This is a genomic window from Chitinophaga sp. G7 BAM 1005, from assembly GCF_057126945.1.
On record NZ_CP181478.1, the window covers coordinates 7056054 to 7080280 of the forward strand.

The 24227-nt window shown below is 47.2% G+C and carries 22 protein-coding genes and 1 tRNA gene; 9 read left to right on the forward strand and 14 right to left on the reverse strand.

Annotated elements, in window-relative coordinates; genetic code table 11:
- Positions 1 to 76: 76 nt before the first annotated feature.
- The gene (locus tag ACMXI2_RS28530) at positions 77 to 778 is read right to left on the reverse strand and encodes an SDR family oxidoreductase (RefSeq protein WP_483779280.1); all 702 of its coding nucleotides are present in this window, start codon (positions 776 to 778) and stop codon (positions 77 to 79) included.
- A 95-nt stretch (positions 779 to 873) separates the two neighbouring features.
- Here ACMXI2_RS28530 and ACMXI2_RS28535 point away from each other — a divergent pair, with 95 nt between their 5' ends.
- On the forward strand, positions 874 to 1569 hold the full coding sequence (locus ACMXI2_RS28535) for a YjjG family noncanonical pyrimidine nucleotidase (protein ID WP_079471559.1): 696 nt from the start codon (positions 874 to 876) through the stop codon (positions 1567 to 1569).
- Positions 1570 to 1608: 39 nt separating this feature from the next.
- On the opposite strand, the gene ACMXI2_RS28540 is transcribed toward ACMXI2_RS28535, so the two are convergent.
- The 5 genes from ACMXI2_RS28540 to ACMXI2_RS28560 form a co-directional block, all read right to left on the reverse strand.
- Entirely contained in the window at positions 1609 to 1827 is a 219-nt protein-coding gene (locus ACMXI2_RS28540) for a hypothetical protein (RefSeq protein WP_483779281.1), read from the reverse strand.
- 27 nt (positions 1828 to 1854) lie between these two features.
- Positions 1855 to 2508, reverse strand: a complete 654-nt coding sequence (locus ACMXI2_RS28545; RefSeq protein ID WP_483779282.1) for a phosphatidylserine decarboxylase family protein — start codon at positions 2506 to 2508, stop codon at positions 1855 to 1857.
- An 86-nt stretch (positions 2509 to 2594) separates the two neighbouring features.
- On the reverse strand, positions 2595 to 3479 hold the full coding sequence (locus tag ACMXI2_RS28550) for a phosphatidate cytidylyltransferase (protein ID WP_483779283.1): 885 nt from the start codon (positions 3477 to 3479) through the stop codon (positions 2595 to 2597).
- A 112-nt stretch (positions 3480 to 3591) separates the two neighbouring features.
- Complete coding sequence (locus ACMXI2_RS28555) at positions 3592 to 3843, reverse strand: putative signal transducing protein (protein WP_483779284.1); 252 nt, start codon at positions 3841 to 3843, stop codon at positions 3592 to 3594.
- A 29-nt stretch (positions 3844 to 3872) separates the two neighbouring features.
- Positions 3873 to 4820 (reverse strand): lysostaphin resistance A-like protein, encoded by a 948-nt coding sequence (locus ACMXI2_RS28560; RefSeq protein ID WP_483779285.1) that lies wholly within the window; start codon positions 4818 to 4820, stop codon positions 3873 to 3875.
- Positions 4821 to 5003: 183 nt separating this feature from the next.
- Here ACMXI2_RS28560 and dusB point away from each other — a divergent pair, with 183 nt between their 5' ends.
- A complete protein-coding gene (dusB, locus tag ACMXI2_RS28565) occupies positions 5004 to 6071 on the forward strand; it encodes a tRNA dihydrouridine synthase DusB (protein ID WP_483779286.1) in 1068 nt (355 codons plus the stop codon).
- A gap of 43 nt (positions 6072 to 6114) precedes the next feature.
- The gene (locus tag ACMXI2_RS28570; protein WP_079471790.1) at positions 6115 to 6684 is read left to right on the forward strand and encodes an NUMOD4 domain-containing protein; all 570 of its coding nucleotides are present in this window, start codon (positions 6115 to 6117) and stop codon (positions 6682 to 6684) included.
- Positions 6685 to 6788: 104 nt separating this feature from the next.
- On the opposite strand, the gene ACMXI2_RS28575 is transcribed toward ACMXI2_RS28570, so the two are convergent.
- The gene (locus ACMXI2_RS28575) at positions 6789 to 10079 is read right to left on the reverse strand and encodes an AAA domain-containing protein (RefSeq protein WP_483779287.1); all 3291 of its coding nucleotides are present in this window, start codon (positions 10077 to 10079) and stop codon (positions 6789 to 6791) included.
- A gap of 88 nt (positions 10080 to 10167) precedes the next feature.
- Between ACMXI2_RS28575 and proC the strand changes: the two genes are divergently transcribed.
- The gene (proC, locus tag ACMXI2_RS28580) at positions 10168 to 10965 is read left to right on the forward strand and encodes a pyrroline-5-carboxylate reductase (RefSeq protein ID WP_483779288.1); all 798 of its coding nucleotides are present in this window, start codon (positions 10168 to 10170) and stop codon (positions 10963 to 10965) included.
- On the opposite strand, the gene ACMXI2_RS28585 is transcribed toward proC, so the two are convergent.
- The 3 genes from ACMXI2_RS28585 to ACMXI2_RS28595 form a co-directional block, all read right to left on the reverse strand.
- Complete coding sequence (locus tag ACMXI2_RS28585) at positions 10962 to 11456, reverse strand: SixA phosphatase family protein (RefSeq protein WP_483779289.1); 495 nt, start codon at positions 11454 to 11456, stop codon at positions 10962 to 10964. The two genes, proC and ACMXI2_RS28585, sit on opposite strands and share 4 nt — an antisense overlap.
- A gap of 211 nt (positions 11457 to 11667) precedes the next feature.
- Positions 11668 to 13395, reverse strand: a complete 1728-nt coding sequence (locus ACMXI2_RS28590; protein WP_483779290.1) for an amidophosphoribosyltransferase — start codon at positions 13393 to 13395, stop codon at positions 11668 to 11670.
- Positions 13396 to 13674: 279 nt separating this feature from the next.
- Positions 13675 to 15057 carry a peptidylprolyl isomerase gene (locus ACMXI2_RS28595; protein ID WP_483779291.1) on the reverse strand — a complete coding sequence of 461 codons (1383 nt, stop codon included), beginning with the start codon at positions 15055 to 15057 and terminating at the stop codon, positions 13675 to 13677.
- 252 nt (positions 15058 to 15309) lie between these two features.
- Between ACMXI2_RS28595 and ACMXI2_RS28600 the strand changes: the two genes are divergently transcribed.
- Positions 15310 to 16539: an IS256 family transposase gene (locus tag ACMXI2_RS28600; RefSeq protein ID WP_483778654.1), complete on the forward strand. Its 1230-nt coding sequence runs from the start codon at positions 15310 to 15312 to the stop codon at positions 16537 to 16539.
- 121 nt (positions 16540 to 16660) lie between these two features.
- On the opposite strand, the gene infB is transcribed toward ACMXI2_RS28600, so the two are convergent.
- From infB to ACMXI2_RS28615, 3 genes are all read right to left on the reverse strand, one after another.
- Positions 16661 to 20329 carry a translation initiation factor IF-2 gene (gene infB / locus ACMXI2_RS28605; protein WP_483779292.1) on the reverse strand — a complete coding sequence of 1223 codons (3669 nt, stop codon included), beginning with the start codon at positions 20327 to 20329 and terminating at the stop codon, positions 16661 to 16663.
- Positions 20330 to 20459: 130 nt separating this feature from the next.
- Positions 20460 to 21707 carry a transcription termination factor NusA gene (gene nusA / locus ACMXI2_RS28610; protein WP_079471571.1) on the reverse strand — a complete coding sequence of 416 codons (1248 nt, stop codon included), beginning with the start codon at positions 21705 to 21707 and terminating at the stop codon, positions 20460 to 20462.
- Between the two features lie 16 nt (positions 21708 to 21723).
- The gene (locus ACMXI2_RS28615) at positions 21724 to 22188 is read right to left on the reverse strand and encodes a ribosome maturation factor (protein ID WP_483779293.1); all 465 of its coding nucleotides are present in this window, start codon (positions 22186 to 22188) and stop codon (positions 21724 to 21726) included.
- 166 nt (positions 22189 to 22354) lie between these two features.
- Here ACMXI2_RS28615 and ACMXI2_RS28620 point away from each other — a divergent pair, with 166 nt between their 5' ends.
- From ACMXI2_RS28620 to ACMXI2_RS28630, 3 genes are read left to right on the forward strand one after another with little or no spacing between them, the layout of a single operon-like run.
- A complete protein-coding gene (locus tag ACMXI2_RS28620) occupies positions 22355 to 22651 on the forward strand; it encodes a DUF2752 domain-containing protein (RefSeq protein WP_483779294.1) in 297 nt (98 codons plus the stop codon).
- 10 nt (positions 22652 to 22661) lie between these two features.
- Positions 22662 to 23012 carry a TM2 domain-containing protein gene (locus ACMXI2_RS28625; RefSeq protein WP_483779295.1) on the forward strand — a complete coding sequence of 117 codons (351 nt, stop codon included), beginning with the start codon at positions 22662 to 22664 and terminating at the stop codon, positions 23010 to 23012.
- A gap of 35 nt (positions 23013 to 23047) precedes the next feature.
- Positions 23048 to 23338 (forward strand): DUF4834 family protein, encoded by a 291-nt coding sequence (locus ACMXI2_RS28630; RefSeq protein ID WP_483779296.1) that lies wholly within the window; start codon positions 23048 to 23050, stop codon positions 23336 to 23338.
- A gap of 28 nt (positions 23339 to 23366) precedes the next feature.
- On the opposite strand, the gene ACMXI2_RS28635 is transcribed toward ACMXI2_RS28630, so the two are convergent.
- Positions 23367 to 23996: an HAD family hydrolase gene (locus ACMXI2_RS28635; RefSeq protein ID WP_483779297.1), complete on the reverse strand. Its 630-nt coding sequence runs from the start codon at positions 23994 to 23996 to the stop codon at positions 23367 to 23369.
- A 116-nt stretch (positions 23997 to 24112) separates the two neighbouring features.
- Here ACMXI2_RS28635 and ACMXI2_RS28640 point away from each other — a divergent pair.
- A tRNA-Ile gene (locus ACMXI2_RS28640) sits at positions 24113 to 24186 on the forward strand.
- Positions 24187 to 24227 lie beyond the last annotated feature (41 nt).

Here is a 24227-nt window from a genome sequence, read left to right on the forward strand (position 1 = left end):
ATTTTAATATGTTCTTATTTAGTTATCTGGAGAAAGAACAATTTCTACCCGCTAAAAAGCCAATATAATAAGATGTTTAAATATCTCCCAACATGGGTCTCAGTACAATTTCCTCCACAACGGTTTGTTTGGCCATTGTCCAGGCTGCCCATATTACGCTGGCAATATCTTCGGGGGGCATCATTCTGTCGGGAGGGGCATCAAAGCCTTCCCAGGAAGCGGTTAAAGTGGGGCCCGGACTTACCGCCGAAACCCCGATGTAGTGCGACTTCAGCTCTTCCCGCAGGTTTTTGGTGAAGCCGAGCAGGGCGTATTTGGTAATACTGTAAGCGCCGCCATTGGGGTATGCCCGGTAGCTGGCAGTGGAACACATGTTAAAAATATATCCTTTACGCCGGGCGATCATAGCGGGTAATAATGCCCTGGTAAGATGATAAGCGCTGTATACATTCACCGCCATCATCTTTTCCAGTAGGCCCTCTTCTTCCTGGTGAAGGGCGCCCGGCACAAAAATACCGGCATTGTTTACCAGTATATCCACCTGCGGAAATGCCGCATTCACTTTATCTGCAAAAGCAAGTACCCGTACTTTATCTCCCATATCTACCACCTCTGCCAGCACAGTTACCGCCGGGTTTTTCCGCTGAATATCCGCTTGGGCCAAAGCCAGCGTGTCTGCATGTCTCGCACAAATGGCCACATTAAATCCTTCCAGCGCCAGTTTTTCCGCTATAGCCTTTCCGATCCCCTTGCTGGCGCCTGTAATTACTGCATTCATAGTTTCTTTCATTAATGCAGTAAAATAAGGAATTTACTTTGAATACACCGGGGCATTCCAACCATCTCTGGGGTATTTTGTACCTTTGCGCAGTCATGAAATACAAACATCTTTTCTTTGACCTGGACCATACCCTCTGGGACTTTGAAACAAATGAACAGGAAACTTTGCTGGAGCTGTACAACAGCCATGCTTTGGAGAGCAGAGGAATACCATCTTTTGAGGCATTTTCCGTTTCTTATGTGGAGCATAATGAGCGCCTGTGGGATCGCTTCCGTAAAGGGTTTATTACCCGTCGTGAACTGCGCGACAAGCGCTTCCGCCTTACGCTGATCGATTTTAAAATAGGAGATGAAAAACTGACGCAGAAAATCAGCGACGAATTCCTGGAAATACTGCCATATAAAAAAGCACTGTTCCCGGAAACAAAGGAAACGCTGGAATACCTGGCAGCAAAGGAATACCCCATGCACATGATCACTAATGGTTTCGAGGAAACACAGTTGCTGAAAATGAAGAATGCGGGGATTGATCACTATTTTACGCACATCGTTACATCAGAAGTGGCAGGGAGCTTAAAGCCTTACCGCGAAATTTTTGATTATGCGATTGGCAAAGCCAATACCAGTGCTACAGAGAGTATAATGATCGGAGATGCAATGGAGCTGGACATCAAGGGCGCCCACGGTGTGGGAATGGACCAGGTATATTTTAACCCGGCTAAACCACCGGTTGATTTTCAACCTACTTACGTGATCGGGCACCTGCGGGAGCTGAGAAATATTCTGTAAAAAAGAAGGAGATGTGAATAACCGCATCTCCTTCTTTCTTTATTGTGCTTTCGCTTTTGTTTTGGTAGCGGCAGCCATTCTCAGGCTGGCGGTTTTAGACGGCTGCTGACAACAGCTTTTACCTTTGGCTGTGGTTTTACACGAGGCAGCAGAACAATCCTTTTTCGTTTTGGCAGTTGCCCTGGTTTTTTCCTGTGCCAGCGCTACGCCTGCTATCAGCAGTAATGTAGCTATGCCGGTAAAAGCTTTCTTTATCATAATAAAGCCGTTTAGCTATTAAAGATACTAGATTTTAGCAATAACAGTAATACCGCCCTGTACCACCTGCTCCAGCTGTACCGCTACTTCCGTACCGATAGGCAGGTAAAGGTCCACACGGGAGCCGAACTTGATAAAGCCCATTTCTTCGTTCTGACCTACTTGCATGCCTGGTTTCAGGTAGTTCACAATTCTACGGGCCAGTGCGCCGGCAATTTGTCTTACCAGGATGTCCGTTTTACCGTTGCCGATTACCACGGAGTGCCTTTCGTTTTCAGTGGAAGACTTTGGATGCCAGGCCACCAGGTATTTACCGGCGTGGTATTGAGACAATTTCACCGTACCCCTGATAGGGTTCCGGTTTACATGTACGTTGGCCGGGCTCATAAAAATAGACACCTGCAAACGCTTATCCTTGAAATACTCCGGCTCATATACTTCTTCAATTACCACTACTTTACCATCGCAGGGAGAAACCACCAGCGAATCACCTGTTGTATATTGGCGGGAGGGAATACGGAAGAATGAAACGATGAACAGGAAGAACGCAAGGGAGATAATGGATACCGTCCAGCACAGTGCCGGCGCGTTACCGAACCAATAAAATACTGCTCCGTTTATTAACGCCAGTACCAGGAATACAAGGGAAATGGTAGCAAATCCTTCACGATGGATCTTCATTGTTTTTTTATTAGATGATTGATGTATGTGTTTAATCCTGATGCGAAGTTACTTCAATTCAGTTTTTTTCGCATACGAATGTTGTGTTAGTGCATCATAAAGAACTGAACGTAGATCCAGGCGAAGGGAGCCGCCAGCAGCAGCGAGTCGAACCGGTCCATGAAACCGCCGTGACCAGGCATAATCCGGCCGGAATCCTTCACGCCGGCCATCCTTTTGAGCTTGGATTCTATCAGGTCGCCGATGGTACCGAATATAGCGGCAATGAGGGCCAGCGCTATCCAGTGTTGCAACGCGAGGTACTGATAGCCCCAGAAATGCCCATAAACGCCGGCAGTGGCTACCGCGAGGATCATTCCCCCTACTGTACCTTCAATGGTTTTTTTAGGGGAAATAGCAGGGGCAAAAGGCGTACGTCCTATCAGCGACCCTACTATATAAGCCATTGTATCGTTAATCCAGATGAATATGATGAGCAGCAAAGGAATGAGCCAGCCGGGAGCGGTACCCACGTTTTCCGGGGTATAGTGAATGTTGATGGCATTCATCCGGATATGGATCAGCAACCCAAACGGGATGATCACATACAGTAACCCGATAGCCGAGTAGCCGATATTCTTTAAAGAGAAATCTTTACTCATTAACACTTCTCCCAAAGGCATCACCATCAGGAAAATAACGGTTGTCCACCAGCCAATAAGCCCGGTGGGGATACCGCCTATTTGAAAATTATCTCCGGTAAAAGTAAGCAGGATAGCGGCTCCTGCAATGGTAGCGCCCCATTTATGCCAGGATGAAACACCGGCATAATCGGCATCTATCCCACGGAGCAGCCTGAAATACTCCTGGAGGGCCAAACAGCCTATCAGGAAGAAAAGCAGGAAAAAGGTATAGTCGGCCCATAGGATCCCTCCCAGCATTACTGCCACAAACACAAGCGCAGAGGCAGTGCGGGTGAAAAATGTTTTCATTATGGTTATATCTGTTGATTAAGTTCTACCCGCAAAAGTGGATAAAAATACCCTACGGAGCAAATCCCGTTCAGGGAACTGCCCGGAGGGCGCCACCCGCGGGTACTGTCACTTATTCTTCCCCTTCTATCTGGTTAGGATCGCCGGTAGGCAGGTTGTTATGATTGTGCACCAGGTCTTTGGCTAATTTTTCCTTTGATTCATGCACATACAGTTCCACCTGTCCCGGCAGGGTGATATTATAAGAAGACGATTGACGGTTGAGCAACACCGCCTCAATATCATTATCCAGTAACATACCTTTTACTATTTCGGCTTCAAAGGGCCTGTCGCTCGAAAAAACTTTAACCCAGTCTTTTTCCATAATGATTGTTTTAGTGTCTTTTATTAAGATTACAAATTTTCGTCTGTTCCAGTTTCGTCTACTTCTTCCTCATCTTTTTTACTCACCGGGTCTGTCATCAGCATGGGCGTTGATTTTTTACTTAACGCCCAAAACAGCCCAATGGTTACGGGAATGCTTAAAGCGATATAATACCATGCCACGGGTGTGTTTTTCATGGGATCATCTTTTATCATGCCATGCTGGAACAGGTACAGCAGTGTTACCTGCAGGCCGTTGTTCAGGATATGCGCTAAGATGCTTAACCACAGGTTGCCACTGATAACATAGATAGCTCCCAGCGCAAAACCCATTAGCACACGGGGCAGAAAACCCAGCATTTCGCCGTGGATGGCGCTGAATAAGATAGCGGTAATAAATACACTCAGCCATACCTTCCCGGTAGCTTTAATAATGAGCCGTTGTAAAATGCCGCGGAAAAACAGTTCTTCCGCAATAGCCGGTACAATAGCCACCAGTACCAGGTTTATGAAAAGATCTTTCAGGGTAGGCATCTTCAGCATAACGCCCAGCAGCCTTTCCGCCATATCCTGGAGGTCGCGGGCCGATTGGGAAACAGGCCAGGTTTCATTCCATTGGCCCAGCAGGCTGGCTAAGGGCAAACTGCCGTACATGGCCAGCAATGCCAATATAACCTGCAACCCGGTGGGCGTTTTAAGCCCCAGGTATTTCACCGGATAAGGTTGCCACAGGTAGGCAAAAAGCGCCGCCGGTACAAAGAAGGCTACTACGGTATAAAGGAATTGTGTTATTTTCAGATAGCCGATCGAGTTAGGGTCTGTAAGCGTACCGGTTTGAAGCGCTTCCAGGGTTTGACCGGTAACACCCGGCGTAATCGCCTGAAGCGCATAAAGGTACAGGGCAAAGAACCCAAAGGAAAAGCCCAGGAAAGAGACAAACTGCAATGAAACGGGCGACTGCTTCAGATAACCGGACATAAGAAGATACTGTATTTTTTTGCGTAAATTTACAGCGCGAAATTAAGTTTTTGCAGATGCTTACCGCTTACCGCAACCGCTGAACGATAGCCGTTACTGCAAAGAAATCCTGCTTGTAAAAGAAATAGTATATAAAATATTAAAATAATAACTCCGGCAAAAGCTGCTGTGGTTATATAAATTATGGTGAAGATAGGAAATATTGAATTGGGAGAATTCCCTTTATTACTGGCGCCCATGGAAGATGTGAGCGATCCGCCTTTTCGTGCGGTGTGCAAGGATAATGGGGCCGATCTCATGTATACAGAGTTTATATCTTCGGAAGGACTGATACGTGACGCCATCAAAAGCCGCAAAAAACTGGACATTTTCGACTACGAACGTCCGGTAGGAATCCAGATTTTCGGCGGAGACGAAGACTCCCTGTCGTTGGCCGCGCAAATTGTGGAAGCTACTAACCCTGATCTGCTGGATATCAACTTTGGTTGCCCGGTTAAAAAAGTGGCCTGTAAAGGCGCCGGCGCCGGTATTCTGAAGGATATCCCTAAAATGGTAAAACTTACCGCCGCTGTAGTAAAGGCAACCAGGTTGCCGGTAACCATTAAAACCCGCCTCGGCTGGGACGACGACACCAAAAATATTGAAGAAGTAGCGGAAAGGCTCCAGGATGTAGGCATCAAAGCCCTTACCATTCATGGCCGTACACGTACCCAGATGTATAAAGGCAGCGCCGACTGGACCCTCATCGGAAAAGTAAAAAACAATCCACGCATACAAATTCCTATCTTTGGTAACGGTGACATATGTACGCCGGAACAGGTAATTGCTGCCAGGCAGAAATATGGCGTGGATGGTGTTATGATCGGAAGAGCCGCAATCGGCTACCCGTGGATTTTCAGGGAGATCAAGCATTTTATGAAGACGGGCGAACATTTACCCCTGCCAACTGTTTTGGAAAGAGTAGAAGTTTGCAAAAAACACCTTCACCAGTCAGTTGCCTGGAAAGGTGAAGTAGTAGGCATACTGGAAATGCGCCGGCATTATACAAATTACCTCAAAGGTTTGCCGCATATAAAGGAATTCAGACAACAATTAGTAACTTACAATACATTAGCTGAGATTGAGGAAGTACTAGACGCGGTGGTGTTACAATACAAGGACCATATATTCGAGAGGGCCGCTCCCCAATTAGCTGCACACGATTTTCTGCCGGCTGATAATGAAATGGCCGGTTGTAACGTTTACGGATAAACGGATTACCCCCAGGATATAAAAAAATAAAAAATACTTTCACATGACCACAATTAAAAATCTGAAAAATGAAGTCTGGAAAGACTTACAGATTAAAAACAAATCTGCCCTGCGTAAAAAATACGCCGTTTCAAACATGGGGAGAGTGATCAGTTATCATGAAAGTACCGAAGATGGTAAGCTGCTCACGGGGTCTACCGTAGAAGGCTATACGGTATTAAACGTAAAGCCCGCAGATAGCTACCAGTCACTCTACCTCCACAGGGAAGTGGCGAAACTTTTCAGCAAAAAAGGAGGACGGGCGCATAAATATGTGATACACCTGGACTACGATAAAAAGAATAATAAAGCCTCCAACCTCCAATGGGCCACCAAAGAGGAAATGGAAGAACATCAGCAAAAAAGTCCCGCCAAGCTTGCCTATAAGGAAAAGCAACGCAACCGCGTGAAAGGACTCAAACTGAATGTTACCAAAGTAAAGAGCATCAAACGCCTGCTGAATAAACCCGGCAAGAAAACAATGAAGCAAATCGCTGAACAGTTCGATATCAGTGAAATGCAGCTCTACCGCATTAAAAGCGGCGAAAACTGGGGGCACGTTACACTGGATTAAAGCCTGGTTTACCAGGACTGATCATATATGATGTTGTCTGACAATGGCCATACGATTAGTATGGCCATTGTTACTTGGCAGCGTATTACGTATAGTACCCACCGTTAGAGCACGCCTCTGCTCATTTCCCCCAGTACTTTCCGGTAATGGGCGCTATCCTGCAACACCGGCTCGTATCCCAGCAATATCACCTGTTTTCGTGCACGCGACAACGTTACCAGCAGCTTCCGGTCTACCTCTATTACCTCTTCCTCCCAGTTAAACTGCCCCAGGCATTGCAACGTTTGTACCTGCGCTGCATGATATACCGCCAGCGACACAATGATAATATCGTTTTCAGAACCCTGGAACCGCTCTACAGTATCAATATTAATGTCCTGCAATGCTTCATCATCTGCAATCAATTCCCGGATAAGACTGATCTGCGTTCGCCACGGCGTAACTACCCCCACGGTATCTTTACTGAAACCCGCGCCGTAACGTTCCTTCAGGTGATGCAGCAGTGACACCACCCACTTCGCCTCCGTTCTGTTCATCTTGGAACTCGGCTCATACGGACTGCCAATAAATACTTTTCTTCCTAAAGATAAAACCCGCTCCCATCCCAAATTTTCATGACCGGCATACAAATCGAAACCGGCTTTTTGCTCTTCCCTTCCGGAAGATAACTGTCCCGCATAGTAATGATTTACCAACGCCGCGATACTGTCGTGCATCCGGAAGTGCGTATTTAGCATGCCCCAGGCATGGCGCCAGTGGCTGGTTTTACAGCGTTGTATCAGCCGCTCAAAAATGGAGGTCCGCAAATCCCGGATACCCAGCTCCAGTAAACAGGGCGCTTTCACCTGGCAGAAATATTCTTCCTGCGCCACCACCGGCGGCAACTGGTTCTGATCCCCTATCAGGATAAATTTACGGAAGGGCATCAGCAGCCCCAGGAGCTGCGGCTCTGTTAACTGCGAAGCTTCATCCACAATTAAGGTATCGGTAGGAATCCCCATCATCGTGAGCTGCTCCAGCCGGGTAGCCATTGTAGCTACCGTGGCTACAAATACGCGGTGACTGGTAATATAATTGCGTGCCTCATCCAGTGAGCCTTCCAGGCAATATTGCCGGAGGGTAAGCGAAGCGTCTGAGTTCCGCCCGCCCATACGCAGGTGCGTGATATTTTTAGCTGTCAGCTTATGGCATATTTCTTCCACTGCCTTGTTGGTAAAGGCAACAATGATCACATAGTGCTCCTGTTTTACCATCTCTCCCACTATAGTTGTAAGCATGGAAGATGTTTTACCGGTGCCCGGCGGCCCCTGTAACAGGTAATAATCCTGCGCCTCCAGGGCATGCTTCACCAGCTGTTCCTGGTTAGGATTAAACATAGCCGGGGTAGTGTACTGCAAAGGGTACCAGCGGGGCGTAGTGAGGCCCAGCAACATATTGGTACGCTCGCGGTAAAGCGGGGAAATCACATGGAAAAGTGAAGCCGCCGCTATCCAGTAGTTGGATTCGTAAATATCATGTTCTATGATCCACTCATCAAATTGGCGGAAAAAGTCGAGCGTCATCTGCCGGTTATTGAGGGAAAAGCTCAGCTGGTTTTTTCCGAGATCTTCTATCCTGCCCTTCAGCAGCTGTTGCTGCAACGGCTGTAGCTCTGTGCTGGTACGGGGATAAATGATAGCGGTATCCCCCCTGCGGAAGTTATGGCTAACGGGAACGACTATATCAAATAACACGGAACTGTTAACGGTATCAAATTCCCGGAAGCGCAGCCCCGGTATAATATTGAAGCGGGAAAGCTTATCTTTTTCCTGCTGCAGCCATAGTGCTGCAAAGCCGTCGGCATCTTCCTCCCGGTTAATTTCTGAAAACATCCCGCATTTCGCCTGGAGATATTCCCGTAGTATAAAGGCCAGGAACTCGTGGTAGTAGGCCTTTGCTACCGGAGGCGCCGTTTGCCAGGCTTGTTCAAAAGTGGTGAAATGCGCAGCGCTGAAGGAAGGCAGGCCAAGCGCTGCTGCGGTGGTGATAGTGGACAGTATTTCAAACTCCCCTCCCGCAAGCCGCAGCAGCATCCCTACCACTTCATTGCGTAACAGCAATAAATCATTTTCGGTGTGGTGGGTACTGCTCACATTCCGCAAAGGGTTGGTGGCAGCGGCAGAATAGAGGATGGCAGAACTGCCCTTGCGTTGCCGGCCAAAAGCGGAGCGCAGCAGGAGGTTATATCCTACTACCTGCATTTCGTGGTTCTTCCAGGTATTGAAATCGGGGCATTTCCCGCTTTTCAGTTCAAAAATTTCCTTCCGGTATTCATCGGTGTCATCTTCCGCCATGAGATCCAGTCGCCCCTGCAAACCGTATTGGGCAGAGAAAAAAGTGGGTTCTATCCTCACTGGTTTATCCTGTAGTTCCTTTACGGTATTATGCAGGTTGCCCCAGTGTTGTTGCCGGATATCGCGGAACATTTCGTTGATCTTCTCCCGGCCGTAAGCGGCTGCCTGCAGCACGTTTTCCGCCACTGCTTCCACAAACGAACTTTTGAAATCTATGTCCCGGTTGCGGAGCATTTCATCCAGCAGGGCATTTACCAGGTTTCCCTTAAATGCCGCCGGGCTGGATTGCTGGGGAGTGAGTTTTTTAACAAGATATAATAACCGGTTGGGTCCTTTATGGGTGAAGCATTCCGCCAGGTCGCTGATATCTATCAGCAGATCCGGCTCCAGCACTACCTGGCTTTCGCTGGTGGTGGTGTATTCATGTCCGCTGGCGCCCTGGCGGCAGTGGAGTACATGAATGGTGTCGTAAGGCCGCAGCAGGCCATGCAGGGATGCTACCGCTACCGGATACATATGTTCCAGCAGCAGCTGAAAATCGCCCTGTTCATCATTTTTCACATCCAGCAGGAGGGTATATTTTCCCAGTGCATTGGTGGTGAGTGTACCTATGGTGGTAACCATGCATTTCAGCAGTGCCAGGCTGCCGGGGCGGTGTTGCCACGCGAGCGATAGTTTATGTGATCCCGTGGGGGCATACAACGCGGTAAGTTCTGCCGGCGGCGCAGCCTGGTAGCAACAGGCAACAGATTCTGCAAGGGCTTTGATGCACAGGAGGTGTTCAGCGTCCTGGAGGGGAAACATACCCCGTGTAGCCTTGTTGGTTAGTATGCGGAGTGCTGTCAGCTGCTGATGGATATCCGGTGGAATGGATTGCCGGTCGAAATAAAACTGCATGCGTGCAAACAGGTTCCCGAAAGAGCGGGTTTCTTTGCGGGTCAGTTCCCGGAAAAGGATCTCCAGTATCTGTTTATAATGACGGGTTTTATCTTCCGTATCCGGAGTATTGTGGGCTTCTTTTATTCTGGCGTAAAACGCAGCTGCTGTCTGTAATGCCTGCATGTCCGCAAGTTAATGAATCGCTGTCGTTTGCATGGATGCAGCATTTGTTATACCTTTCTTGCGATTTATAATGTAATCTTCATTTTTTATGTCAGCCAAAAAAATAGCCATTATAGGTGGAGGAAATCTGGGATCGGCCATCGCCCAGGGATTGCTGAAGAGCGGGTTTTCAAAGGCCGGCGATATCATTATCACCAAGCGTAACACCAGTACCCTTACAGATCTGCGTGATGCAGGCGTGCGGATAGAAACGGATAATGATATTGCCATCCGCGAAGCGGAAATAATTGTGGTGGCTTTAAAACCGTATAATGTGCGGGAGGTATTGCAGGAGTTCAAGGGTTCCTTTAACCCGGCAAAGCATATACTGATCAGCGTGGTTACCGGTGTTAGCATCGACGACCTGGAGCATGTGGTACCCGGAATGCCGGTGGTGCGGGCCATGCCTAATACGGCTATCGCTATCCAGGAATCTATCACCTGTATTGCCCATAAGCATGCCAGTGAAGAGCAGATCCGGTATGTGAAAACGATGTTCGACCAGTTGGGCGCTACGGTAGCTATTGATGAAAAGCTGATGGACGCCGCTACAGTGCTGGGCGCCTGTGGTATTGCCTTTGCGTTGCGCTACATCCGGGCAAATATCCAGGGAGGGATTGAAATCGGATTTGATGTGCGTACGGCCAGTTTAATTGCCGCGCAAACGGTAAAGGGGGCAGCAGAGCTGCTGATCCGCGAAAGCCGCCATCCGGAAGAAGAAATCGATAAGGTAACCACGCCCAAAGGCTGCACTATTGCTGGTCTTAACGAAATGGAACACCAGGGCTTCAGTTCTTCCCTGATCAAGGGAATTACCGCTTCTTACAATAAAATAGTGAAAGACTAATCTTTACGGGGATACTCGAAGAAGAGGAATTTTTTCTTTGCCAGGTCAAAATCTTTCCAGCTATCGGTGTCTGCCTGGATACCAAAGATACCGGTAGTGGGTACGTTATCTATCCTGATTTCTTCGGTGAGGTAGTTAGCAAAATCGGTGATGCCGGGGTTATGGGCAAAGATGGCCACGGCGCCAAAGTCGTCATCAATTTTGGTGATCACCTTCAGAAAAGTAGCGGCATAGCAGAGATACAATTCTTCTTCCAGCAGGATAGCCTGTTTGGGATAGTTCCACTCATTTGCCATTATTTTAGCGGTGGCTCTGGCCCTTTTGGCGGGGCTGGAAATAATTAATTCCGGCACCATGCCACGGGTAATAAGGCGTTGCGCCATTTCGGGCGCGTTCGCTTTTCCCCGTTTGTTAAGGGGCCGGTCGAAATCATCCATGTCCGGATCGGTCCAGCTGGATTTAGCATGACGTATAAGTAGTAATGTTTTCATGGGCTGAAAACCTATAATTAACTATAACGAAAATACAGATTTTACAGGAAGTTAACTTGTTAGACTTATACAGTCAGAAGACAGGGGGTTATTTAAGATAAAATTAACATGAAAACAATTAGTCATTTAAATAATAAGAAATCTGATTATTCAGCTCAAAAGAATGACTCTTCTGAATACTAAATGACCAGATCTCTGATTATTTATACGATTAATATCCTCTTTCGTTTTTGCCTTCCATATAGTTCATGAATGCTTTATTCACTACACGGTTGCCGCCCGGAGTGGGGTAATTACCGGTAAAGTACCAGTCGCCCAGGTTATTCGGACAAGCTTCATGGAGGCTTTCGATAGATTGATAGATCACTTCTATGGCTGCTTTAATACCGCCTGGGTTGAGGATTTCCGCAATCTTGGCAGAGATCTGTTCCGGGGTAAATGGCTTATAGATGTTCTTCACTACATTTTGTGCGTGAAGGGTGTTGGTGCGTTGCAGTTCCTTACAGAGGCCATAGGCTTCATTCAGGATATGTTCCTTACCGTGGTCTTTCAGGAGGGCAATAGCGGCCTGGAAGGCTACGAAATCGCCCATCTTGCTCATATCAATACCGTAGCAGTCCGGGTAGCGGATCTGCGGGGCAGAGGATACGATGATGATCTTTTTGGGTCCTAAGCGGTCCAGCATCTTCACGATACTTTCCTTCAGGGTGGTACCACGCACAATAGAATCATCAATTACCACCAGCGAGTCAATACCGGGTCTTACCTTACCATAGGTGATATCGTACACGTGTTGTACCATTTCATTACGGCTGGAGTCTTCGGTGATGAACGTACGCATTTTCACATCTTTGGTGGCTATTTTATCGATGCGGATCCGGCGGTTCACCATTTCGGAGAGCTTTTCCTCATCAAAGTCGTTGCCCCAGGAGAGGATACGTTCTACTTTTATTTTGTTGAGATAGTTTTCCAGTCCTTTTACAAGGCCGTAGAAAGCTACTTCAGCGGTGTTTGGAATAAAGGAGAAGATGGTATTGCGAAGGTCGTTATCGATGGCCTTTAACACCGTACCGGATAAGTTACGACCAAGTTCTGTACGTTCTCTGTATATTTTTTCGTCGTTACCGCGGGAGAAGTAAATCCTTTCAAAGCTGCAGGCCTTACGTTCTTTAGGTTCGAGAATTTGTTCAATGGAGTAGTCGCCGTTGTTTTTAACGATCAGTGCATTACCCGGCATCAGTTCCAGCACTTCATTTTCGCCTACATTAAAGGTAGTGCGGATAGCGGCCCTTTCAGAGGCAGCCACAATTACATCATCATTAATATAATAGTAAGAAGGACGGATACCGTGTGCATCACGGATCACGAAAGCATCCCCTGAGCCGATCAGGCCGCAGGTGTGGTAGCCCCCATCAAACATGGAAAATGCCTGTTGGAGGATCTTTTTGATATCGAGGTCGTTGCTGCCTTCATTGTCTTCTTTGGCGAGGAAATGATGTACCACTTCCAGCATGGCGGCCAGATCACTGTTTTTGTGCACTTCACCAGGTTGTGCCTGGGAAAACTCAAACAGTTCATCGGTGTTTATCAGGTTGAAGTTGCCTGCCATAGCGAGGTTGCGGGCAGGAATGGTATTGTAGCGTACGAAAGGATGGCAGAGTTCCACGTTATTTTTACCCTGGGTGGCATAACGGATATGTCCCATCATGAGTTCTCCGAGGAAACGCACATGGCCTTTCATCAGGCCGGGGTATTTGGTGATTTCCGGCTGATATTTTTCTATTTCCTGTATCTCATCACGTACTTTCGCAAAAATATCTCCGATGGCCTGTGGAGCAGCACTGCGGATGCGGTGCATAAATGGAACGCCTGGTTCGGTGTTCAGTTTCACGGTAGCCAAACCAGCGCCATCCTGGCCCCTGTTGTGTTGTTTTTCCATGAGCAGGTATAGTTTGTTCAGCCCATAGAAAACACTCCCATATTTTTGTTGGTAGTAGGAAAACGGTTTTCTTAATCTTATAAATGCCAGACCGCATTCATGTTTGATCGCATCACTCATGGCAGAAAATTGAAGTCGCAAAGGTACGCCAAAAAAGGAGAAAACCAGAAAGCGAATGGTAAAGCTATCAGCCTTTGCCTATTCCCTATCAGGGCATAAAAAAAAGCGGAGATAAAAGCTCCCGCTTCTATCTCCGCTTTATATAAATAAATAGTTTGATTATTGCTTGGCAAGGGCAGCCATCCACTGGCTGATGTGATTACATTCTTTGTATTGATCGTCTACATGTACGTAGAAGGTCGGGATTTTTTCGATGAGCCATTTGTTGATGGCTTCCGCGCGTTTGATATCCAGTGTTCTCTGTTGGATGCGGGAATAGTCATCTGTAAGGTTTTCGCGGTGTGGCTGGGTACGTGTTTTCAGGTACACGATCCGTACTGCTGCACGGCCGTTTTCATCTGTAAACTGCACCGGGGCGGAAATCTGACCTGGTTTCAGGGTATCCAGCATCATTACGATATCCCTTTCGGTAGGGTCATCCAGCTGATCGATGGTGATCAGGGTGCTTCCGTCGCCTGTTTTGGACTGCATCATACCGCCATCAAACTTGGCGCTTGGTGCGTCGCTGTATTTGGCTACTGCTTCCGAGAAGGTGATTCTGCCTGCCACAATGCTTTTCCGGATGGAATCCAGTTTGGCAGTATTGCTTGCCAGGTCGGATTTGGTTACTGCGGCTCTTACGAGGATGTGTTGTACGGTAACGTTATCGCCGGAGCGTTTCAGCATCATGATCAGGTGGTATCCGTGTTGGGACTTCACCGGGGAGGAGATCTCTCCTTCTTTCAAGCGGAAAGCGGATGCCAGGAAGTCGGGATCCCAGGTATTTTTATCGTTACGGTTCAGGGTGTACACGCCTTTGTTATCCTTTACGCCCGGATCTTCGGAGTACAGGATAGCGAGGGAGCCGAAATCTGATTCTTTATTCTGAACACGTTTTTTGAAATCGAGGAGGCGGTCAATGGCGTATTGGTCCATTTCGCGGGTAGCTTTTGGCTGTAGCACGAGGGTACCTATTTCCAGTTCTGACTCGTAAAAATGAAGACTATCTTTCGGGATAGCATCAAAGAAGCGTTTTACTTCTGAGGGTGTTACTTTTACCGGTTCAATGATTTTGTTACGCATTGCCTGGGCCAGCAAACCTTCTTTGATAGGCTGACGGAAGCGTTCGCGGAGCTGGTAAATGGAGTAGCCGGTAACTTCTTTCATTTTTTCCTTACTGCCGTACATGGATTCAAAGTAGCGGATACGGTTTTCCATCTGGGCTTCCACATCGCCGTCACTTACCGGTAAACTGTCTCTTTCCGCCTGTAACACCATTACTTTCTGGGAAATCAGCATTTCCAGTGTTTTGCACGCAGCATCGGGCGCCAGATTGCCATCGGGCGAATTGTGTTGCTGATCGCTGAGTGCTCCGTCCATATCGGATTTGAGGATAATTTTATCCCCAACAACGCCGATAATCTTGTCTGCCACCAGTTTCTGGGCCGTAGAAGCCTGCCATAGCAGCAAAGCGCCTGCGGATAATGCTAAAAGTTTCTTCATACAAAAGCGGTAAAAACCAAAAATAACCATTTAAAAGTCAGTAGCATAGGGAAAGTCGATGGATTTAACAAAAGTTTAGATAAGCTGCCGCCTTTTAGCTATAAGCATCTTAGCCAAAAAAACAGCGAAGAAAATAACGATAGGGAGTGTTAAGATAACTGTGTAAAGGCCAAAGATAATATGTAGAGGCTGCTGTGGTAGTTCATAGCAGTCTCTAATTAAAATCTTACCTTTAAACTAATCAGTTATCTTATGGACAAGCTACAGCAGGCCATTCAAGAAGAACTGGCCCACCGTTTAAAAAGCGGTAAAATCAAATCCAGTAAAGATCTCTCCGATCTTTTCCATGAAATGTACCGCATGGGTATCCAGGAGATGCTCAGAGCGGAGATGGATGAACACCTGGGTTACGAAAAACATGCTCCTGAAGGAGTAGAACATACCAATAGCCGCAATGGTTACGGCAAGAAAAAAGTAAAGTCAAATCTGGGTGAAATCCCTTTAGAAATTCCAAGAGACAGAGATGGTAGTTTTGAGCCTCAGTTGATCCCCAAGCGAAGTCGGGTAATGGCTGAAATAGAAGACAACGTTTTGAGTTTATATACTCACGGCATGACTGTTCGTGATATCGAAAGTCACGTTCGGGAGCTATATGGAGTAGAAATGAGTGAGGCAACTATTTCTCACATCACCGACCGGGTAATAGATCATATCGAACAATGGAAGAACAGAAGGCTGGAACGGGTGTATATGATTGTCTGGATGGACGCTATCATATTCAAGGTACGTCAGGATGGTAAAGTCATAGATAAGGCGGTGCAGATAGCGGTAGGCCTTAACAACAGTGGTTATAAGGAGGTATTGGGGATGTGGATTTGTCAGAATGAAAGTGCGGCATTCTGGATGAATGTGTTGACTAATCTTAAGGCCCGCGGGGTTGAAGATATTTTGATCACTAGTACTGATAACCTGAAAGGTTTTGTGGAAGCGATTAAATCTGTCTATCCTCAGACAAAAACTCAAATCTGCATAGTTCACCAATTACGGAACTCACTGAAATTTGTTGTTTGGAAAGACAAGAAGGAGGCCGCTATTGCTTTACGCCAGATATACAGCGCACCTGACGCTGATATAGCATTGACAGAGCTGCAGCATTTTGAAGACCAATGGGGTTCCAAGTACCCCTACATAGTCAAATCCTGGCGTACCAACTGGGACCATCTCTCGACCTTTTTTGAGTTCCCGTTACAGATCCGTAAGATCATTTATACGACTAATCTGATCGAAAACGTGAATCGGGGAATCCGAAAATACACCAAAGCCAGGAGTATTTTACCGAGCGACCAGGCCGTCGAAAAAGTGGTCTACCTCAGCCTGATGCAAGCGCAAAAAAAATGGACCATGCCTCAAAGAGACTGGCCCATTATGTTAATACAGTTTATAAATCTTTTTGGGCAACAGCGATGCAACTTACAGTTATGAACAGAATACAGTTTACACAGTTATCTTAACACTCCCTAACGATAATAGGTTTTACACTACGGATCGTTCTTTTCTTCGCTGTTTGTTATTTTAAAGCGGGTAGTTTTTGACTACAGGCTTCTTATAAAGTTCTCTTCACTTCTACTTCTTCAAACCCTTCGATGTTATCGTTCGGTCTCAGGTCACTGTATCCGCGAACGCTCAAACCACACTCCATGTTGGCGGCTACTTCTTTCACGTCATCTTTATAACGTTTCAGGGAGCCGAGTTCGCCGGTGTGAACCACGATACCGTCGCGCACCACGTTGATACGGGTGTTTCTTGTCAGCTTGCCATCGATAACGAAGCAACCTGCCACGGTAACCTTCTCGAATTTGTAAGTTTCGCGCACCTGAACGTTGCACACCACTTTCTTCTCGATTTTTGGTTCCAGCATCCCTTCCATTGCGCTCTTGATTTCATCGATTGCGTCATAGATGATGGAGTAGTTACGGATTTCGATATTCTCTTTCTCCGCGAGCTTGGCAGCCTGGGAGGAAGGTCGTACCTGGAATCCGAGGATGATGGCGTCAGAAGCGGTTGCCAGCAATACGTCGGATTCGGTGATCTGACCTACTGCTTTATGAACGATACTGATCACGATTTCTTCGGTAGACAGTTTCTGCAGGGAGTCGCTCAATGCTTCTACGGAACCGTCAAAGTCGGCTTTGATGATGAGGTTGAGCTGTTTGAAGTTACCCAGTGCCAAACGACGGCCGATTTCATCCAGGGTGATATGTTTCTTGGTACGGATACCCTGTTCACGAACGATTTGTGCTCTGCGGTTAGCCACTTCTTTGGCTTCAGATTCTTCGGTGTACATCTTGAATTTCTCACCTGCCTGCGGCGCACCATTCAGGCCGAGTACCTGTACTGGCATGGATGGTCCTGCTTCTTCCATTTTCTGGCCGCGTTCGTTGAACATAGCTTTGATTTTTCCGAAGAAGGAGCCGGATACGATGGTATCGCCCTGACGGAGGGTCCCATTTTGTACCAGGAGGGAGGCAACGTAACCGCGACCTTTATCCAGGGTAGCTTCCACGATACTTCCGGAGGCTTCGCGGTCGGGATTGGCTTTCAATTCCAGCAGTTCCGCTTCCAGTAATATTTTTTCGAGGAGTACATCGATATTTAACCCGCTTTTGGCAGATATTTCCTGGCTCTGGTATTTACCGCCCCAGTCTTCTACCAGGAGGTTCATGCCGGCCAGTTGTTCTTTGATTCTCTCAGGGTTGGAGCCTTCTTTATCCACTTTGTTGATAGCGAATACCATTGGCAGTCCCGCCGCCTGTGAGTGGGAGATCGCTTCTTTTGTCTGCGGCATGATAGCATCATCAGCAGCGATCACGATTACAGCGATATCTGCTGCTTTGGCGCCACGGGCACGCATCGCGGTAAACGCTTCGTGACCCGGAGTATCCAGGAACGTGATCTTTTTGCCGCTGGCAGTTGTTACCTGGTACGCACCGATGTGCTGGGTGATACCACCGGCTTCACCGGCTACCACATTTGCACTCCGGATGTAATCGAGCAGGGAGGTTTTACCGTGATCGACGTGACCCATGATGGTTACGATCGGTGCACGTGGTTCCAGATCTGCCGGATCATCTACTTCATCTTCATCATCGGTTTCTTCTGCATCTTCCAGACCAATGAATTCAACTTCGTATCCGAATTCGCCGGCCACCAGTTCTATTACTTCCGCATCGAGACGTTGGTTGATAGATACCATGATACCGAGGCCCATACATTTAGAGATAACTTCAGCGAAGCTTACATCCATCAGGTTAGCCAGTTCGGATACAGAAACGAATTCTGTTACCTGGAGTTTGTTGTCTCCGTCGCCCTGGTTAATTTTCTGGTTGGCTCTTTCTTCACGTTTTTCTCTGCGGTGTTTAGCTTTCACGTTTTTACCGCGACCGCCGCCACCGAGCTTGGCCATTGTTTCTTTGATCTTATTCTGGATCTCGTTCTTATCGATTTCTTTTTCTTCGGTAGTACGTTTATCCTCACCGCGGTGCTGACCTGGTCTGTTGTAGCCGCCACCCTGGCCTGGCCTGTTATAGCCACCGCCTTGTCCGGGTCTGTTGCCACCACCACCTGGTCCGCCGCCTGGACGGTTGTAACCGCCACCCTGTCCGGCTGGTCTGTTACCTCCGCCGCCTGGACCGCCTTGTCCGGCTGGCCTGTTATAGCCACCGCCCTGACCCTGGCCTTGTCCGGCAGGTCTGTTGTAGTTACCGCCGCCGGTGCCTGTGTTGGCGCCGCCTGGACGGTTATGGTTACGGTTATCGCCTTGCGGGCGATTTCCGCCGCCCTGGCCCTGATGTCCACCTCCGCGGTTATCATTGTGGTGCGGGCGATTTCCGCCTTGTCCACCATGCTGATGCGGGCGATGTTCGCCTGGAGCGCCGCCTTCTTTGCGGTCGCCTTCTTTAAAGTCTTTAGGCTGAACGGGTTCAGGTTTCTTTTCCACGATGATACGCTTGCGTTTGCGTTTCTCGTCCCTGCTAAAGTTGCTGTTCTTATTATTATCGCGTCTGTCAGACTGAACTGGCAGCTCAATTTTGCCGATCACTTTAGGGCCGGTCAATTTTTCAGCCTGGATATTTTCGATCACCGCAGAGCCAGACGCCTCGTCCTGTGCCTGTGGGGCTGCCGGAGGAGGTGTTGGTGGGGTGTTTTCGGCAGTAGAGGGTTTGCGATTTTCCGTTTTTACGACATGTTTAACAGGAACGTGTGCCGGTTCTTTGACTGCAGCCGGTTTTGCGGCTTGTAATACTTCTTCCACTTTATTAACTACAGGTTTATCTTCAACCGGTGCGGCTTTTTCCGTTTTTTCTGTCGTATCGGTCTTATCTGTTTTCGCTACTTTCTCTGCTGGTGGAGTGGTTTCAGCTTTAGGGGCCTGTTCCACTTTATCAGCTTTATCAGCTTTCTCAACTGGTTTTTCAGTTGATGCTGTAGTTGCTTCCTGTACGGGAGGGGCAGGAACGGGTTTAGGTTCCGGTTTTTCAGCAACGGGAGGGGCGGGTGTAACGGGCGCCGGTTTTTCTTCTTGTACCGGTGGTTTCACTGCTTCGGGTTGCGGAGCCGGGGTTTCTTCCTGGTCTGCTTTTTTAGCAACTGGTTTTTTATTGCGGTTTAATGCGTCCAGATCGATAGTGGTGATCACTTTAGGGCCGTTGATTTTCGGCGAATCCGTTTTCTTCACTGCGTCTGGTTCTGCCGGAGGAGGCGTTGCCGGCGCTTTGGGAACTTCCGCAACAGGGGGAGCTGTAACAACGGGTGGTTCAGGCTTCGGTTCAGCTTTTTCCTTTGCGGGAGGCGGTGTTGCCGGGGCAACATTCGCCTGTGGTTGCGGTTCCGGTTTAGGTGTTTCCTTAACTGGTTCCGGTTTAGGTTCAGGTTTTGCTTCCTGTTTCGGAGCAGGAGCTGCCTCTTCTTTTTCTTTAGTGGTATTCTTTTTAGCCGCCGCTTCCGCTTCCTCCTTCTCTTTCTTCTTCATCGTTTCTAACACGCTTCCTTTAGGCAGGGCTATCTGGTCGCTTTTGCGCTTGTTAGCCTTGTCCTGCTGGAACTCCGACTGCAGTGCTGTGTACATAACAGCCGTAAGACGGGCATTGGGAGAACCAAAGCCGTCCATATCAAAGCCTTTATTGCCAAGGAAATCGATGAGGGTCTCCTTACCAATATTAAACTCTTTGGCTGCAGCCAGCAATCGTGGTGTGTTGTTTGTTGTTTCAGGCATATCGTATTTCGGGCCTCCCCTGTTTCCCGTTTCTTCAAAACGGGATGTTTTTTTACGTTTAAACAATAACTCGAAAAAATCAATTCCCTTTCTAATAAGGCCTTTACCTGGGAAGGGTTGTGGCTCGGCTTTATTCTTTGTCAAACTCTTCCTGTAATATTCTTCTTACATCCTGCACTGTCTCTTCTTCCAGATCGGAACGGCGAACCAATTCTTCAACGGTCAGCTCCAATACGCTGCGGGCAGTGTCACAACCTATTCGTTTAAGCTCATCTATTATCCATTCTTCGATTTCATCCGAGAATTCTTCCAGATCGATATCAAATTCAGACTGTTCCTGCGCTTCATCACGGAATACATCAATCTCAAAACCAGTCAGTTCACAAGCCAGCTTAATGTTTACTCCTTTTTTACCGATAGCCAGTGATACCTGGTCGGGGTTAAGGTAAACGGAAGCGTATTTGTTTTCGTTATCCACTTCCATGCGGCTGATCCTGGCGGGTGTTAAGGAACGCTGAATCAACAATTGAATGTTGGTGGTAAAGTTAATGATATCTATATTTTCATTTCTCAGTTCGCGCACGATGCCATGTATACGGCTTCCTTTCATACCCACGCAGGCTCCTACCGGATCTATACGGTCATCGTAGGATTCAACAGCCACTTTGGCTCTTTCTCCTGGTTCACGAACAATTTTCTTGATCACTATAAGCCCGTCAAAGATCTCAGGCACCTCAATTTCCAGCAATTTAGCCAGGAAGGATGGATGTGTGCGGGAGAGAATGATGAGTGGTGCGTTGTTTTTCATTTCCACCTTCTTCACCACCGCTCTTACGTTCTCCCCTTTTTTGAAATAATCTGTGGGGATTTGTTCAGATTTAGGCAAAATTAACTCATTCCCTTCATCATCAAGCAATAAAACTTCTTTTTTCCAAACCTGGTATACTTCACCATTTACAATTTCACCTGCTTTGTCGGCATATTTCTTTACCAGGATGTTCTTTTTCAGATCGCCGATACGGGCAGATAATGTTTGTTTCGCTGCCAGGATAGCCCTGCGGCCGAAATCCATGATCTCTACCTCTTCATATAAATCCTCGCCTACCTGGTAATCCGGTTCTACCTTAATAGCTTCAGAATAGGCAATCTGGGCATTATCATCTTCTACTTCCCCATCCGTTACAATGGTTCGACGGCGTAATATTTCAAGGTCACCTTTTTCGGTATTTACAATCACGTCAAAATTCTCATCTGAGCCATACTTTTTCCGCAGAAGCGTTTTGAACACATCCTCCAGGACCTTCATCAATGTAGGACGGTCAATGTTTTCCGCCTCCTTGAACTCGGTAAATGACTCAATCAAGTTAATACTAGCCATGTTTAGTTGTTATATTTTAAAACACGATGCACACCTTTGTGTGCTTTATTTCATTAAGTTTTAAATCAGTTGATTTCTTTTCTTTCTTCTTGCCAATCAGTTCCTCGATGTTAATAGCATCTTCGGTTACCGTTTGGAGGGTGCCCTCTTTTACAGAGCCATCCAGCAGGGTAACTTCCACTTTGCGTCCAATATTTTTAAGGTATTGTCTGTGCAGTTTGAGCGGTTCATCCAGGCCTGCGGACGAAACTTCCAGGGAGAAATCGTTATTTGGGAACAGTTCAGCCGCTTCCAGCAAAGGATATAACTGACGGTTGAATGACACCAGCGTAGCCACCGGCACCCCTTTATCCCCGTCCAGAAAGAGCTTGATATTGTTAGTGGGCTTAATTCTGATGTCTACCAAAAAATTGTCGGGATTATTCGCCAGCAGTCCTTCTGCCATTTCCCGGATAGTTTTTATCACGTGTTCGTTTGCCATACAAAAAGCGCGAAGGGGACAATATCTCGTCCCCTTCGTTTGAATCATTTTTCCTTCTACAAAATTAGGATTTTATTTTGATTGAAAAACTATTTCTTTAACTTGTATCTAAATATTTGTGTAAGATGCTCTGCCATCATTCATATGTATTTTTAAAATATTTGATGTGGCTACCGCTTCCTGGCGAAAAATAAATATAGAACTGCTGGCATGGCCCCTGGGCCTTACCCTCCTATATGTGATGAGGCCCAATGAGAATGCAGGCAGCCTGTGTTTGTTCAAAAATATAGGTATCCCCATTTGCCCCGGCTGCGGATTAGGTCACGGTATTCATTATTTTTTACACGGACAATGGACCGCCTCCATCCAACACCACTGGCTTGCTCCCCTGGTAGTAGCAGTGCTGCTGTATCGCATCCTTCAACTGGCCCGGTATCAATATGCTGATTTCAAACAATCATAAACCCAACACTATGAACGACTTTTCATTTGCGATGCTCCCCGGAATCGAAGCCGAGGAAATGATGTGGCTACAGGAACTTACCAAGAGCTATTCCGCCGAAAACAAGCAAAGATTTCTGGCCGTATACCAGGGCAGACGCAAAGACCCCCAAACAATTCTTATTTGCAGCCTCATAGGTTTCCTGGGCGTAGCCGGCGTGCAACGCTTCCTGGTAGACCAGATCGCTATGGGAATTGTATACTTCATTACCCTCGGCTTCTGCGGCATCGGCACCATTATAGACGCCATCAACGCCCGCAAAATGGCCTGGCAGTTCAATAAAAAAGAAGCCCTGGCATCAGCAGCTTTACTCGGACTTTAATCGCTCCCTGAAAGTTAAAAAAAACTTAAAATGAGGTGATTTTCAGGAAGTCGGAATGTATATTCCGCTACCTTCGTGTCATTATGTTAAGATTTATAATTTCTATATTTCTGGCCTGGCTGCTGTATAAACTGGTATTCGACCTGATCATACCAGGCTATAGAGTTACCAAGCAAGTGCGCAGACAAATGAGCGATATGCAGGATCATATGCGTCAGCAGTATGAACAGCAAAACGGCGGACAAAAAGGTTCACAACCTCCTCCCACCCCACAACCCAAAAATGTGGATAAAGGAGATTACATCGATTTCGAAGAAGTTAAATAGAAAAAGGCCGGTGCATCACCGGCCTTTTTTATAACGCCTTTTTGGACTGAAAAATATCCATAATCGTTCGGGGCGACTGCAAATGAATGGTTTGCAACCCCACGGCCTTCGCTCCGGCTATATTTGGCAACGTATCATCTATAAACAACGTTTCTTCCGGCAATAACCCGTTCTCCTCCATCACCATCAGATACGACTCCTTATCCGGCTTGCGGTAACCCATCAGGTGCGAATAATAAGCCCTGTCGAAAAAGCTGCCCAGCGAAGGAATTCCCCTGCTCTCCTGCAACAACCGGTTGAAAGCCTCCAGGTGTATCGCATTGGTATTACTCAACAAATACAGGTTATAATGCTGCCGCAACTGCTGTAATAACTGCAGCCGCTGTAACGGGAAATCAAGCAACATCGCATTCCATGCCGCCGTTATCTGCCCGTCCGTAACCCCCTCCGGCACATGCCGCTGCATTTCCGCCAAAAAATCCTCCACGGAAACATGCCCCGTTTCCAGGCCATTAAATAAGCTGGAACCATGAAACTGTGAATACAACTCATTAAAGTTCTTCACGCCAAGAGCAACAAATGCGTCGCTGGTAAGCTGGTAGTTGATGTTCAGAATAACGCCACCCAGGTCGAAAATAATGTTCTTTATGCCTTGCATACCGCAAATTTATTAAGTATATGCGTAAGCGATGGTATTAAAAAAAAATTTAGGTTAATTCAATAAAATAATTAATTTTGCCGTCCCCTGAAAAGGGGAATTAGTTCTTCGGAACAGGTCCTATAGCTCAGTTGGTTAGAGCACCTGACTCATAATCAGGGGGTCCCTGGATCATGCCCAGGTGGGACCACTTACTAGGAAAGGCTTTCAGCGGATTGACGCAGGAAGCCT